Below are 13123 nucleotides of genomic sequence, written 5' to 3'. Positions count from 1 at the left end.
GGCCAATGGCCGCCCGCCACGTCGCGCGGGCGGCCCCTTCCCCATACCGACTTCCTAGAGGCGGCCATCCGGATGGCCGCAGGGGCGAACTCATGCTTTCAACCAGCACACGCGGATCGGTGCCTGCCGTTCCGCCCGCCACCGGCCCGCGCGATGCGATTCCCGCGCTGCCGGTCAGCAGCCTGCAGCCGCTCGCCGGCATGCTGCGCTGGATCGTCGTCGCGGTACTGACCATCGCGGTCGCGCTGCCGCTCGGCTTCATCCTGTTCCAGAGCCTGCTGTCCGCGCCGTTCTTCGATGCGAACAAGACGCTCGGCACCGACGGCTTCCGTTTCGTCTTCAGCGATCCCGATTTCTGGTCGGCCGTGAAGAACTCGTTCATCATCGCCGGCGGGATGCTGTTCATCTCGATCCCGCTCGGCGGCATCCTCGCGTTCCTGATGGTGCGCACCGACTTGCCCGGCCGCCGCTGGCTCGAACCGCTGCTGCTCACGCCGGTGTTCGTGTCGCCCATGGTGCTCGCGTTCGGCTACGTGGTCGCGGCCGGCCCGGTCGGCTTCTACTCGGTGTGGTTCAAGGCACTGTTCGGGGTGCAAAGCGTGCCCTGGAACGTGTACTCCATCTTCGCGATCACCATGATCGTCGGCCTCACGCACGTGCCGCACGTGTACCTGTACTCGTCGGCCGCGCTGCGCAACCTCGGCTCGGACGTCGAGGAAGCCGCGCGCGTGACCGGTGCCCGCCCGTTCCGCGTCGCGCTCGACGTGAGCCTGCCGATGACGATGCCCGCGCTGCTGTTCGCCGGCGTGCTGGTGTTCTTCCTCGGCTTCGAGGTGTTCGGGCTGCCGCTCGTGCTCGGCGATCCGGAAGGCCACCTCGTGCTCGCGACCTACCTGTACAAGCTGACCAACAAGCTCGGCGTGCCGTCGTATCACCTGATGGCCGCGGTCGCGGTGTGCATCGTCGCGATCACGTTCCCGCTCGTGCTGCTGCAGCGCCGCCTGCTGAAGACCGCGAACCGCTTCGTCACCGTGAAGGGCAAGGCCGGCCGCGCGACGGTGCTGCCGCTCGGCGTATGGCGCTGGGTCGCGCTCGCGATCGTCGCGCTGTGGCTGATGCTGACCGTGATCGTGCCGATCTCGGGTATCGTGCTGCGCGCGTTCGTGACCAACTGGGGCGAAGGCGTCGCGCTCGCCGAGGTGCTCACGCTGTCGAACTTCATCGAACTGTTCGAGCAGGACAACCTGGTGCGCGCGATCGTCAATACGCTCGGCATCGGCGTGATCGGCGGCGCGCTCGCGATCGGCTTCTACTCGCTCGTCGCGTTCGCCGGGCACCGCCGCCCCGACTGGGCCACCAAGCTGCTCGATTACCTGGTGCTGCTGCCGCGCGCGGTGCCCGGCCTGCTCGCCGGTCTCGCGTTCCTGTGGATCTTCCTGTTCGTCCCCGGCCTGCGCGAGCTGAAGAACTCGATGTGGAGCATCTGGATCGCGTACACGGTCGTGTGGCTCGCGTACGGGATGCGGCTCATCCAGAGCGCGCTGCTGCAGGTCGGCCCCGAGCTCGAGGAAGCCGGCCGCAGCGTCGGCGCGACGCGCAGCCGCGTGTCGCTCGACGTGACGCTGCCGCTCGTGCGTTTCGGCCTGCTCGCCGCGTGGCTCCTGATCTTCATGATCTTCGAGCGCGAATACTCGACGGCCGTCTACCTGCTGTCGCCCGGCACCGAAGTGATCGGCGCGCTGCTCGTGTCGCTGTGGGCGACCGGCGCCGTCGACCAGGTCGCCGCGCTTTCTGTCATCAACATTGCGATGGTCGGCGCCGGTCTCGGCGTGGCCCTGCGTTTCGGAGTGAAACTTCATGGATAAGCTCATCGTCGACGACCTGCACCTCAGCTACGGCACCAATCCGATCCTCAAGGGCGTGTCGTTCGAACTGAAGGCCGGCGAAGTCGTGTGCCTGCTCGGCGCGTCGGGCAGCGGCAAGACCACGCTGCTGCGCGCGGTGGCCGGCCTCGAACAGCCGTCCGACGGCCGCATCCAGCTCGACGACCGCGTGTTCTTCGACGGCGCGCAGCGCGTCGACCTGCCCGTCGAGCAGCGCTCGCTCGGCCTCGTGTTCCAGTCGTACGCGCTGTGGCCGCACCGTACCGTCGCCGACAACGTCGGTTACGGGCTCAAGCTGCGCCGCGTCGCACCGGCCGAACAGAAGCGCCGCGTGCAGTCCGCGCTCGACCAGCTCGGCCTCGGCCATCTCGCGGAACGCTTCCCGCATCAGCTGTCGGGCGGCCAGCAGCAGCGCGTCGCGATTGCGCGCGCGCTCGTCTACAACCCGCCGGTGATCCTGCTCGACGAACCGCTGTCGAACCTCGACGCCAAGTTGCGCGAGGAAGCGCGCGCATGGCTGCGCGAGCTGATCGTATCGCTCGGGCTGTCGGCCCTGTGCGTGACGCACGACCAGACCGAAGCGATGGCGATGTCCGACCGCATCCTGCTGCTGCGCAACGGCCGCATCGAGCAGGAAGGCACGCCGGCCGAGCTGTACGGCGCGCCGCGCTCGCTGTATACGGCCGAGTTCATGGGCAGCAACAACCGGATCGACGCGCGCGTCGCGGCCATTGACGGCGAACGCGTGACGCTCGCCGGCGACGGCTGGGAACTGCAGGCGCTCGCCCGCGACACCTTCGCGCCGGGCCAGGACGCGCAGGCCGTGATCCGCCTCGAACGCGTGCAGGTCGCCGACGGCCCGGGTGCGAACCGGCTGCAGGCCGACCTCGTCACGTCGATGTATCTCGGCGACCGCTGGGAATACCTGTTCCATTGCGGCGAGATGCGCCTGCGTGCATTCGGTCACGTGCCGCGCGCAGCGGGCAAGCACTGGATCGAATTCCCGGCCAACGACTGCTGGGCGTTCGCGAAAGCGGGCTGACCCCGTCGCGGCGGCCCGCGCGCCGCCGCGCATGCATTCGCGCACACATCCCTTCGCGCTCCGCATCGGCGCGACGCATACCCGTTTTCTGTTTCAACCCGCCCACAAAAACCAAGGAGACACCGTCAAAATGAAGTCACGCGTAGAACGTTCCATTCGAACAGTAGTCCTCACCGGTTCGGCCGCGGCAGCCTGTATCGCCGTGCCGGCCGCGCACGCGCAGTCGTCGGTCACGATCTACGGGATCATGGACGCCGGCATCGAGTTCGCCAACCACGCGGCGCCGGAAGGCGGCAATTCCGTCAAGCTCAAGTCGGGCAACAAGAACACGTCGCGCTGGGGCTTGCGCGGCGTCGAGGATCTCGGCGGCGGGCTGAAGGCGGTGTTCCGGCTGGAAAGCGGGATCGACCTCGCGAACGGCGCGTCCGACGACGGCCCCGACTCGATCTTCGCGCGCCGCGCGACGGTCGGCCTGAAAAGCAAATGGGGCGAACTGACGCTCGGCCGCAACTTCACCGTCACGTATGACTACATGATGCCGTTCGACCCGATGGGTTACTCGCAGAACTATTCATGGGCATCATCGTCGATGGCGACCGGCGGTCGCAAGGACGGCATGTTCACGCGCTCGTCGAATGCGGTGCGCTACGACGGTGAATTCAGCGGCTTCAAGTTCGGCGCGTTGTACGGCTTCGGCAACGTGCCGGGCAGCATGAAGACCAGCTCGAAATACGACTTCGCGGCCGGCTACGAAACAGGCCCGTTCGCCGCGGTGGTCGCGTTCGACCGGCAGAACGGCGCGGCCGACAGCGTCACGCCGGCCGATGCGGTCAACTATATCCAGGGGGTTCATGCCGGCCTGAGCTACGACTTCGGCAACCTGAAGACGATGGCCGGCTATCGCAACTACAAACGCACGTATCGCACGAGCGCCGCGAACCAGTTGAGCGACATGTACTGGGTCGGCGGCTCGTATCAGTTCACGCCGACGTTCTCGCTGATCGGCGCCGTGTATCACCAGAACATCAAGGGCGGCACGGATGCCGATCCGACGCTCGTGTCGATGCGCGCGCAATACGCGCTGTCGAAGCGCACGGTGCTGTACGCAGCCGGTGCGTTCGCGATCGGGCAGCATGGGCAGAAGGTCGGTGTATCGCGCGATGTCAACGGGTACGGCACCACGCAGGTCGGGGTGACGGCCGGGATTCAGCAGCGGTTCTGAGGCTGATGCGGCGGGTGGCGGCGGGTGGCGGCGGGTGGCGGCGCGTGCGTTGCGTCGCTGCGCCGCGTTGCCCGTTCGCTCGCGATGGGCCACCGTTCCCGTGGTTGTTGCACGAAGCGTGATCGCCGGACCCATCGGTACCGTGAGGAGATCACGCGCGTAAACGGTGCCCGCCGTGCGTTCAGCCACGCGGTGCACCGCCTCTTCTTCATCTGCCCTCGCCCATCGTGAACACCGATCGCACGAGGCTGCTCGTATCGCCCCAATGCACGCCGACGTCTGCCAGCGGCACTGCCCGCGTCTCGATCGCCAGGCCCGCCGGCCCGGCCGCGTCGAACACGCCGCGCACCGAGGCCAGCAGGCGCGGCAGCGATACACTGCCGAGGCCGCTGCCCATCAGCTCGATCGCGGTCGCGCGCAGCACCGCGCCCGGCAACAGCACATCCGCGCCGCCGATCGAGCCGATCTGCACGAAGCGCAGCCGGCGGCCTTCGGGCGTTGCCTTCGCCGCAGCAACCAGAAGCGTCTGCGCGCTGGCACCCCACAAATAGTCGAGCACAACGTCGACGCCTGCGCGGAAGTGTGGCTCGAGCGCACGCGCCAAATGCGCGTCGTCCTGCTGCAGCGACACGACGGCATCCGCACCCGCACCGAGCAATGCCTGCAGCGCAGCCGCGTTGCGGCCGGTCGCGACCACCTTCGCGGCGCCGAGATGCTTCGCGATCCGCACCGCCAGCCGCCCCGACGTACCCGTCGCGCTGTTGACGAGCACCGTCTCGCCCGCGACGAGCCGGGCGCGCTCGGTCAGCGCGGCCCACGACGACATCCCGGGAATCGCGATCGCCGCGGCCGTGATGTCGTCGAGCGCGTCGGGCAGCGGCACGCACCGCGCATCGGGCACGATCGTGCGCTCGGCCATCGCGCCGAACGGTGCTGGCGCGCCGAAGAAATAGACGCGTTGCCCGTCGTCGAGGCGGCCCACGCCGTCGACGCCAACGACGAACGGATAACGCCCTTCCGACGAGTAATGCGTGCCGGACGCCCGCCCCTGCGCGATCCGGCTCAGCGCGGACGCCGTCACGTCGATCAGGCGATGGCCCGGCATCGCGCGCGGCGCGTCGAATTCCATATGGACGGGACGCTCGCCGGCGCCCGTCACGACTGCTGCTTTCATGGTGACTCCTCGAATCGGGATACTCGATCGACAGTTCCGGCGCGTGTCAATGCGCTTCGAGCCACGCGCGCAGCGCGGGATCGCGTACGTCCAGCACGTCGAACAGGCCAAGTGCGCGCAACGCGGGCAATGCGTCGATCGTGTCGGCTTCCGCGCGCGCCCGGTCGGCGGGCGCGGCGTTCGGATCGGTCAGCACTCGCGCGTTGACCAGGAACGCGCCGACGGTACCCTTGCGGATCGTCGTTCCGCCGGCGTCGATCCGGTCGGCATGGTCGGGAAGCATCTGTTCGGCTCGCATCGTGTCGTACTCCGGTTGTCATCGATGGACGCAGTGTAGGCGTGCGATTCCGGCCGATCTCCGGTATAACGGCCATTCGATACCGATATCCGGCCATGTCCGATCCACTCCTGCCCGCCCGATTCGTCACGTCCGACGACGGCCCGTTCGTCGTCGCGGCCGTCCTGTCGCAACGCGACCCGCGCGTGACGCCGCCCCACTCGCATGCGCGCGGCCAGCTCGTCGGCGCGCTGAGCGGGCTGCTGACGATCGGTCTCGACGATCAGGACTGGGTCGTGCCGGCGATCCATGCAATCTGGATTCCTCCGCATTGCCGGCATTCGCTGCGCTCGTTCGGGCCGATTTCCGGCTGGTCGGCGTTCGTTGCCGAAGCACGCTGCGCGGCGCTGCCGGATACGCCGCGCGCGATCCGCACGACGCCGCTGCTGCGCGAGGCCGTGCAGCGGGCGGCGAGTTGGGAAGGTTCGGCGCTGGATGCCGCTCAAACGCGGATCGCCGACGTGATCCTCGATGAAATCGCGTCGTCGGAAGTCGAGGCGCTGGGGCTGGTGCGGCCGCAAGATCCGCGGCTGATGAAGATCACCGATGCGCTTGCCGCCGATCTAGCGGACAACCGGCGGCTGGAGGAATGGGCCGAATGGGCGGGCATCAGTGCGCGGACGATGAGCCGCCGCTTCGTCGCGGAAACGGGGCTGACGTTCGCGCAGTGGCGTCAGCAGGCCAGGCTGCTGCGGGCGCTGGAGCGCATTGCCGACGGCGTGCCGGTGACGACGATCGCGCTCGACCTCGGGTACGACAACGTGAGCGCGTTCATCGACATGTTCCGGCGCGCGTTGGGGACGACGCCGGGGAGGTATATGGAAACAGGGCGCCGTGGAGAGGAATGAGCGTGGCGACCTGCAGATGCGAATCCGCCGTGCGGAAGACTGGCGCCCGGTAGACTGAACACGCCAGCCTCTGCCATCGGGTCAATACGTCCCGTCGCCCTTCTTCACGGCCGCTTCCCCCGTCCCGTTGAACTGCGCAGCCAACCGCTCCGCACTCCTCGCCAGCAGCGTCGTATCGACACCGACCGCGACGAACAACGCCCCCGCCTCCAGATAGCGCCGCGCAGCCGCCTCGTCGGCGCTCAGAATCCCCGGCGCCTTGCCGGCCGCCTTGATCGTCCGGATCGCGCCGTCGATCGCCGCCTGCACATCCGGGTGCCCCGGATTGCCGAGATGCCCGAGATCGGCCGCGAGATCCGCCGGCCCGATGAACACGCCGTCCACACCGTCGACCCGCGCAATCGCATCGATCGCATCGAGCCCCGCCCGCGTCTCGACCTGCACGAGCACGGCCATCTCGTCGTTCGCGCGATGCAGGTAGTCACCGACGCGATTCCACCGCGACGCACGCGCCAGCGCACTCCCCACGCCACGAATCCCGTGCGGCGGATAACGCGTCGCCGCCACCGCCGCGCGCGCCTCGTCGGCGCTCTGCACCATCGGCACGAGCAACGTCTGCGCCCCGAGGTCGAGCACCTGCTTGACGATCACCGGATCGTTCCACGGCACGCGCACGACCGGATGCGATGGATACGGCGCGATCGCCTGCAGTTGCGCGAGGATCGTCGGCACCGTGTTCGGCGCATGCTCGCCGTCGATCAGCAGCCAGTCGAAACCGGCGCCCGCGACCACCTCGGCGCTGTACGGATTCGCGAGCCCGAGCCACAGCCCGATCTGCGCGTCGCCGCGTGCCAGCGCGGCCTTGAAGACATTCGAAGGAATCTGCATCGCTTGCTCACCTCACTCGAAGTAGCACTGGATCGTCCCGAGCGGGCCGTAGTCGACGCTGAACGTATCGCCCGGCCGCGCCGCGCACGGCCGCGTGAACGAGCCGCCGAGCACGACCTGCCCCGGCTCCAGCGCGACATCGAAGCGCGCCAGCCGGTTCGCGAGCCACGCGACGCCGTTCGCCGGATGGTTCAGCACGCCGGCCGCGACGCCCGTTTCCTCGACCACGCCATTACGCGACATGATCGCCGCGACCCAGCGCAGGTCGACGTCCTGCGGTTTCACCGGCCGCCCGCCGATCACGACGCCCGCGTTCGCCGCGTTGTCGGCGATCGTGTCGAACACCTTGCGCGGCCGCTTCGTGTCGGGGTCGATCGACTGGCTGCGCGCGTCGATGATCTCGAGCGCCGGCACCACGTAGTCGACCGCGTCGTACACGTCGAAGATCGTGCAGTCCGGGCCGGTGAGCCGCTTGCCGAGCACGAACGCGAGCTCGACCTCGACGCGCGGCACGATGAAGCGGCCGGTGGGAATCGTGCCGCCGTCGGCGAAGAACATGTCGTCGAGCAGCGCGCCGTAGTCGGGCTCGTCGATCTGCGACGTGTTCTGCATCGCCTTCGACGTCAGGCCGATCTTGTGGCCCTTCAACGTGCGGCCTTCCGCGAGCTTGAGGGCGACCCACGTGCGCTGGATCGCATACGCGTCGTCGATCGTGATGTCGGGATGGTCGAGCGAGATCTGGCGGATCTGCTTGCGCTCGCGCTCGGCGTCGTGCAGACGCTGCGCGAGCTGGTCGATGATGGCGGGTTCGAGCATGGTCGGATCGGGAATGGGGTTCAGCCGGCCCGCTTGTAGCGGGCATGGATGTTGTTGTGCTTGTACGAGCCGCTTTCGCTGAACTCGGTCAGTTCCATCGACAGCGCCAGGTAGCGTTTCGCGTACAACTCCGCGAAATGCGCGTTGATCGCGTCGAACAGTGCGTCGCACGCGGCCTTTTTCTGCTCGTCGGTACGGCCCGAGCCGATCTTGAGCGTCACGTGGACGAACGCGTCGTCCTCCGTGCCGTCGGCCACGCAATAGTCCTGCAGCTCGATCGCGCGCGAGCGGATGCCGCCCGTCGGGAACACGCCGCCCTGTGCGATCAGCGTGGCGTTGATCGTGCGCAGCAGCGCGGGAATGCGCGCGTCGTCGCGGATGTTCGCGGTGTATTCGACGACGATATGGGGCATGGCGGGTCTCCTGTCGAAGGCGTGGCGCAGCGCTCAGGCGAGCGGAAAGATCGCATTGATCTGCCCGGTGCCCGAACTCGCGAAATAGTCGGTGACGATCTCGACAGGCTTGTCGTAGCGATCCCAGCCGAGCAAGCCGAGCAGCATTGCGGTGTCGTGCATCCCGCCTTCGCCGTGGCAATGCGTGTTGTACTCGGGCAGCATCGCGCAGAAGGTCTTGAAGTCCCCCTGCTTCCACAGCTCGACCACGCGCAGGTCGACCTGCCGGAAGAATTCGCGGCTGATCTCGTGGATCGATTCCTCGGGACTGCCGTTGTCGTTGAAGCGGTGCGACAGCGACCCGCTCGCGAGGAACGCGACGTTCGAGTCGCTCTTCTCGATCGCTTCGAGCAGCGCCTCGCCGAAGCGCCGGCTTTCGTCGAGCTGATGCCACATGCACCAGCCGGCGATCGACACGACCTTGAAGTGCTGGTCGGCGTTCATGTAGCGCATCGGCACCAGCGTGCCGTATTCGAGTTCGAGGCTGTCGATCTCGTGCGCGCGCGTCGCGATCCCGCGCTCGGTGGCCGTCTCGGCGATCAGCCGGCCGAGCGCCGGGTTGCCTGGATACGCGTACTGCATGTCGCGGATGAAATGCGGCAGCTCGTTGCTCGTGTACGTGCCCGAGAACTGCGCATTGCAGTTCACGTGATAGCCGGCGTTGACGAGCCAGTGCACGTCCGACACGACGATCGTGTCGACGCCGAGCGCGCGGCAGCGCTCGCCGATCAGTTGATGGCCGCGGATCGCCGCTTCGCGGCAGCCGTGATGCCTGCCGGGCAGTTCCGACAGGTACATCGACGGCACGTGCGTGATCTTCGCGGCGAGGGACAGTTTGCCCATCGTTCAAGTCTCCGTATGGTTCTTTCGTGCTGCCATACCACCCGCGCCCGTCACACGCCCCAGCGCGGAATGTGGTGCGAACCCATCGAGATGCACACGTTCTTGATCTCCGCGAACACCTCGAAACTGTATTCGCCGCCCTCGCGTCCGGTGCCCGACTCCTTCACGCCGCCGAACGGCTGGCGCAGGTCGCGCACGTTCTGGCTGTTCACGAACACCATCCCGGCCTCGATGCCACGTGCGAGGCGATGCACCTTGCCGACATCCTGCGTCCAGATGTACGAGGCAAGCCCGTACGACGTGTCGTTCGCGAGCCGCAGCCCTTCTTCCTCGTCCTCGAACGGGATCAGGCACGCGACCGGCCCGAAGATCTCTTCCTGCGCGACGCGCATCCGGTTGTCGACGCCGGCCAGCACGGTCGGCCGCACGAAGTTGCCGTTGCGCAGATGGTCGGGCAGGCCCGCCGGCTTGTCCGCGCCGCCCGCGACCACGCGCGCGCCTTCCTGCTCGCCGATGCGGATATAGCCCGTCACCTTCTCCCAGTGCTGGCGCGTGATCATCGCGCCGAGGTTCGTGGCGGGATCGGACGGATCGCCGACCACCAGGTTGTTCGCGCGGCGTGCGAACTCCTGCACGAAGCGGTCGTAGATCGTGCGCTGCACGAAGATCCGCGAGCCGGCCGTGCAGCGTTCGCCGTTGATCGAGAAAATCGTGAACAGCGACGCGTCGAGCGCGCGATCGAAATCGGCATCGTCGAAGATCAGCACCGGCGACTTGCCGCCGAGTTCCATCGAATACTTCTTGAGACCGGCACGCTCCATGATCCGCTTGCCGGTCACCGTGCCGCCGGTGAACGACACCGCGCGCACGTCCGGGTGGCGCACGAGTGCATCGCCGGCCGTCGCGCCATAGCCCTGCACGACGTTCAGCACGCCCGGCGGAATGCCGGCTTCGAGCGCGAGGCGGCCGAGCTGGTCCGCCGTCAGCGGCGACAGTTCCGACATCTTCAGCACGGCCGTGTTGCCGAGCGCGAGGCACGGCGCCGTCTTCCACGTCGCGGTCATGAACGGCACGTTCCACGGCGACACCAGCGCACACACGCCGACCGGCTGGTACAGCGTGTAGTTCAGCATCTGGTCGTCGACCGGATAGGTGCGGCCGTTCATCTGCACGCACACTTCCGCGAAGAAGTTGAAGTTCTCCGACGCGCGCGGAATCAGCTGCTTGCTCGTCTGCGCGATCGGCAGGCCGGTGTCCTGCGTCTCCAGCGCCGCGAGCATCGGCACGTTCTTCTCGATCAGCTCGCCAAGCTTGCGCATCAGCTTCGCGCGCTCCTTGGCGGGCGTGTTCGCCCATTTCGGGAACGCTTCCTTGGCGGCGCGCACGGCCGCGTCGACTTCGGCCTCGCCGCCCGATGCGACGTCGGTGATGACCTCGCCCGTCGCGGGATTCAGCGTCGTGAACGTCTCGCGGCTCGCGACTTCGCGGCCGTCGATCCAGTGCTTGATGGTCATGCTCTCTCCTTGGGCGACGGGCTCAGCCGGCGCGATAGTAGTCTGCTTCGCCGACGATCGTGTTCACGAGCCGGCCAATCCCTTCGATCTCGGTCACGACCTCGTCGCCCGGCTTCGTGTCCGCCAGCCCCTCGGGCGTGCCGGTCAGGATCAGGTCGCCCGGCGAGAGCGTCATGAAGCCGCTGATGTGCTCGATCAGCGCCGGCACGTCGAAGATCATGTCGCGCGTGCTGCCGCGCTGCGTCTCCTGGCCGTTCACCGTCGTGCGCAGCGTCAGGTCGCCCGCATCGCCGATCTCGTCGCGGCTGACGAACCACGGCCCGAGCGGCGTGCAGGTGTCGCGGTTCTTCACGCGCAGGTTCGGGCGGTAGTAGTTCTCGAGATAGTCGCGGATTGCGTAATCGTTCGCGACCGTATAGCCGGCCACGTAATCGAGCGCCTGCGCGCGGCTCACGTTGCGCGCGGGCCGGCCGATCACGACGGCCAGCTCGCACTCGTAATGCATGTGGGTGGCATCCGCCGGGCGCACGGTGCGCGACCGGTGGCCGATGAACGTGTTCGGCCCCTTCAGGAAGATCAGCGGCTCGCTCGGCGCCTTGAACGCGAGTTCCTTCGCGTGGTCGGCGTAGTTGAGGCCGAGCGCGAACGTCGTGCGCGGTGCGACGGGCGGCAGCCATTCGACCGCCTCTTCCGCGACGACGCGCCCCGTATCGAGGCGGATCGCGCCATCGCCGGCCGGTTCGGCCGCATGCAGTGCGCCGTTGTAGATGACGCGTGCGGTTTTCATCGTGCTTCCTCCGCAATCAGCGTGTGCCGCAACGTGCCGAAGCCGGCGGCCGAAATCTCGATCGTGCTGCCCGCGCGGGCGCGCGGTGCGCCGCCGGCAACGCCGAGCAGCAGGACATCGCCCGCGTCGAAGGACATGAAGGCCGTCACGTCGGCGATCAGCTCGCGCACGGGCCGAATCAGCGTGGCCGTCGAGGCAGACACGGCTACGTCGCCATCGATCCGCACGGTCAGGCCGATCGCGTCGACATCGCCCAGCGCAGACGCCGGCACGATGGCCGGGCCCAGCGGGCAGAAACCATCGCGGCATTTGAAGCGCACGGCCGGGCGGTAGTAATCCGGATGCGGCACCGACACATCGCTTGCGAGCGTGAAGCCGTGCACATAGTCGAGCGCCCGTTCGGCCGGCACGCGCGTCGCGCGGCGAGCAAACACGACGGCCACCGACGCGCCGATCTCCAGCGCGTCGACACCGGCCGGCACGATGACGGCCGCGCCGTCGCTCGCATGCGTGTTGGCGGGCTTGATGTACAGGATCGGCGCCTGCGGCGGGCGGCCGTAAGGCGGTGCGTTCACGGCATCGCCAAGCGCGTCGAGCGCCGCGCGCTCGTTGAGCAGCGCACCGTAGACGGTACCGATGGCGACCGGCAACGGCGGCGCCGCGGCGGTCGTGCAAGACAGCTCCATGCGTCATTCCCCTGCCGCGCGTCGCGGCGCATCGTCAATAGTTAATATCTTAAGTAAACAATCGAACGCTGGCAACCTCGATTACCCTGATAGGCGAAATTCACTACCCGCGGCTGTTAAGATTGATGCGTCCCCGTCCTCTGCTCTCCCCGATGAACCGTACGCTCGACCACCGCAACCTGGCCATGCTGCTGCTCGAGGCCCGCGAAACGCTGATGGGTCTGTTTCGCCCCATTCTCAAGGAATTCGCGCTGACCGAACAGCAATGGCGGATCATCCGCGTGCTCGACGGCGAACCGGCGCAGGCGCTCGAAGCGGGACAGATCGCGCGGCGCTGCTGCATCCTGAGCCCGAGCCTGACCGGCGTGCTGGAACGGATGGAGCGCGACGGCCTGATCACACGCACGCGCGCGCAGGAAGATCAGCGCCGGCTGCTGGTCAGCCTGACACCGCAAAGCAGGAAACTGGTCACGGAAATCGGTCCGCGGATCGACGAGCAGTACCGGCAGCTCGAATCGCGGTTCGGCCAGGACGGCCTCGAAGACATCTACCGCGCGCTCGACCGGCTCATCGAGCTCGGCGGCAACACGTGAAAACGGCGCCCGTTCCCGCCAACCGCGGGAACGGGCGC

General features: G+C 67.7%; 14 protein-coding genes. 5 read left to right on the top strand and 9 right to left on the bottom strand.

All coding sequences use genetic code 11. From position 1 onward, the window contains the following. The first annotated feature begins 92 nt into the window (after nt 1–92). From CFB39_RS24260 to CFB39_RS24250, 3 genes are all read left to right on the top strand, one after another. On the top strand, nt 93–1865 hold the full coding sequence (locus CFB39_RS24260) for an iron ABC transporter permease (RefSeq protein WP_089474743.1): 1773 nt from the start codon (nt 93–95) through the stop codon (nt 1863–1865). Further along, entirely contained in the window at nt 1858–2925 is a 1068-nt protein-coding gene (locus CFB39_RS24255) for an ABC transporter ATP-binding protein (protein WP_089458085.1), read from the top strand. The genes CFB39_RS24260 and CFB39_RS24255 overlap by 8 nt, the downstream gene beginning before the upstream one ends. A gap of 130 nt (nt 2926–3055) precedes the next feature. Then, nucleotides 3056–4147 (top strand): porin, encoded by a 1092-nt coding sequence (locus CFB39_RS24250; protein ID WP_089474742.1) that lies wholly within the window; start codon nt 3056–3058, stop codon nt 4145–4147. Nucleotides 4148–4355: 208 nt separating this feature from the next. Here CFB39_RS24250 and CFB39_RS24245 read toward each other — a convergent pair whose 3' ends face one another. Further along, nucleotides 4356–5321, bottom strand: a complete 966-nt coding sequence (locus tag CFB39_RS24245) for a zinc-binding alcohol dehydrogenase family protein (protein WP_089474741.1) — start codon at nt 5319–5321, stop codon at nt 4356–4358. Between the two features lie 46 nt (nt 5322–5367). Further along, nucleotides 5368–5619, bottom strand: coding sequence for a hypothetical protein (locus tag CFB39_RS24240; RefSeq protein WP_089474740.1), 252 nt, complete (start codon nt 5617–5619; stop codon nt 5368–5370). Between the two features lie 95 nt (nt 5620–5714). Here CFB39_RS24240 and CFB39_RS24235 point away from each other — a divergent pair, with 95 nt between their 5' ends. Further along, the gene (locus CFB39_RS24235) at nt 5715–6506 is read left to right on the top strand and encodes a helix-turn-helix domain-containing protein (protein WP_089474739.1); all 792 of its coding nucleotides are present in this window, start codon (nt 5715–5717) and stop codon (nt 6504–6506) included. 81 nt (nt 6507–6587) lie between these two features. Here the strand turns inward: CFB39_RS24235 and hpaI are convergent, their stop codons facing one another. The 7 genes from hpaI to CFB39_RS24200 are packed head-to-tail and all read right to left on the bottom strand — an operon-like array spanning nt 6588 to nt 12492. Beyond that, nucleotides 6588–7394, bottom strand: a complete 807-nt coding sequence (hpaI, locus tag CFB39_RS24230; protein WP_089474738.1) for a 4-hydroxy-2-oxoheptanedioate aldolase — start codon at nt 7392–7394, stop codon at nt 6588–6590. Nucleotides 7395–7406: 12 nt separating this feature from the next. Further along, nucleotides 7407–8210 (bottom strand): 2-oxo-hept-4-ene-1,7-dioate hydratase, encoded by an 804-nt coding sequence (hpaH, locus tag CFB39_RS24225; protein WP_089474737.1) that lies wholly within the window; start codon nt 8208–8210, stop codon nt 7407–7409. 20 nt (nt 8211–8230) lie between these two features. Continuing rightward, entirely contained in the window at nt 8231–8623 is a 393-nt protein-coding gene (locus CFB39_RS24220) for a 5-carboxymethyl-2-hydroxymuconate Delta-isomerase (protein ID WP_089427640.1), read from the bottom strand. A 33-nt stretch (nt 8624–8656) separates the two neighbouring features. Continuing rightward, complete coding sequence (gene hpaD, locus CFB39_RS24215; protein ID WP_089474736.1) at nt 8657–9505, bottom strand: 3,4-dihydroxyphenylacetate 2,3-dioxygenase; 849 nt, start codon at nt 9503–9505, stop codon at nt 8657–8659. A 50-nt stretch (nt 9506–9555) separates the two neighbouring features. Next, entirely contained in the window at nt 9556–11019 is a 1464-nt protein-coding gene (hpaE, locus tag CFB39_RS24210; RefSeq protein ID WP_089474735.1) for a 5-carboxymethyl-2-hydroxymuconate semialdehyde dehydrogenase, read from the bottom strand. 22 nt (nt 11020–11041) lie between these two features. Further along, entirely contained in the window at nt 11042–11806 is a 765-nt protein-coding gene (locus tag CFB39_RS24205) for a fumarylacetoacetate hydrolase family protein (protein ID WP_089474734.1), read from the bottom strand. Continuing rightward, a complete protein-coding gene (locus CFB39_RS24200) occupies nt 11803–12492 on the bottom strand; it encodes a fumarylacetoacetate hydrolase family protein (protein ID WP_089474733.1) in 690 nt (229 codons plus the stop codon). The genes CFB39_RS24205 and CFB39_RS24200 overlap by 4 nt, the downstream gene beginning before the upstream one ends. 152 nt (nt 12493–12644) lie before the next feature. Between CFB39_RS24200 and hpaR the strand changes: the two genes are divergently transcribed. After that, a complete protein-coding gene (gene hpaR / locus CFB39_RS24195) occupies nt 12645–13085 on the top strand; it encodes a homoprotocatechuate degradation operon regulator HpaR (RefSeq protein ID WP_039356885.1) in 441 nt (146 codons plus the stop codon). Nucleotides 13086–13123: the final 38 nt, after the last annotated feature.

The organism is Burkholderia sp. AU6039 (assembly GCF_002223365.1).
GTDB lineage: Bacteria > Pseudomonadota > Gammaproteobacteria > Burkholderiales > Burkholderiaceae > Burkholderia.
Note: the sequence above shows the minus strand (reverse complement) of the source record. Positions and strands in the feature narration are given on the sequence as shown.

Bases quoted from the DNA above. Each gene is read 5' to 3' on its own strand.
- CFB39_RS24260 (WP_089474743.1), top strand. From the start codon at position 93: ATGCTTTCAACCAGCACACGCGGATCGGTGCCTGCCGTTCCGCCCGCC.
- CFB39_RS24255 (WP_089458085.1), top strand. From the start codon at position 1,858: ATGGATAAGCTCATCGTCGACGACCTGCACCTCAGCTACGGCACCAAT.
- CFB39_RS24250 (WP_089474742.1), top strand. From the start codon at position 3,056: ATGAAGTCACGCGTAGAACGTTCCATTCGAACAGTAGTCCTCACCGGT.
- CFB39_RS24245 (WP_089474741.1), bottom strand. From the start codon at position 5,321: ATGAAAGCAGCAGTCGTGACGGGCGCCGGCGAGCGTCCCGTCCATATG.
- CFB39_RS24240 (WP_089474740.1), bottom strand. From the start codon at position 5,619: ATGCGAGCCGAACAGATGCTTCCCGACCATGCCGACCGGATCGACGCC.
- CFB39_RS24235 (WP_089474739.1), top strand. From the start codon at position 5,715: ATGTCCGATCCACTCCTGCCCGCCCGATTCGTCACGTCCGACGACGGC.
- hpaI (WP_089474738.1), bottom strand. From the start codon at position 7,394: ATGCAGATTCCTTCGAATGTCTTCAAGGCCGCGCTGGCACGCGGCGAC.
- hpaH (WP_089474737.1), bottom strand. From the start codon at position 8,210: ATGCTCGAACCCGCCATCATCGACCAGCTCGCGCAGCGTCTGCACGAC.
- CFB39_RS24220 (WP_089427640.1), bottom strand. From the start codon at position 8,623: ATGCCCCATATCGTCGTCGAATACACCGCGAACATCCGCGACGACGCG.
- hpaD (WP_089474736.1), bottom strand. From the start codon at position 9,505: ATGGGCAAACTGTCCCTCGCCGCGAAGATCACGCACGTGCCGTCGATG.
- hpaE (WP_089474735.1), bottom strand. From the start codon at position 11,019: ATGACCATCAAGCACTGGATCGACGGCCGCGAAGTCGCGAGCCGCGAG.
- CFB39_RS24205 (WP_089474734.1), bottom strand. From the start codon at position 11,806: ATGAAAACCGCACGCGTCATCTACAACGGCGCACTGCATGCGGCCGAA.
- CFB39_RS24200 (WP_089474733.1), bottom strand. From the start codon at position 12,492: ATGGAGCTGTCTTGCACGACCGCCGCGGCGCCGCCGTTGCCGGTCGCC.
- hpaR (WP_039356885.1), top strand. From the start codon at position 12,645: ATGAACCGTACGCTCGACCACCGCAACCTGGCCATGCTGCTGCTCGAG.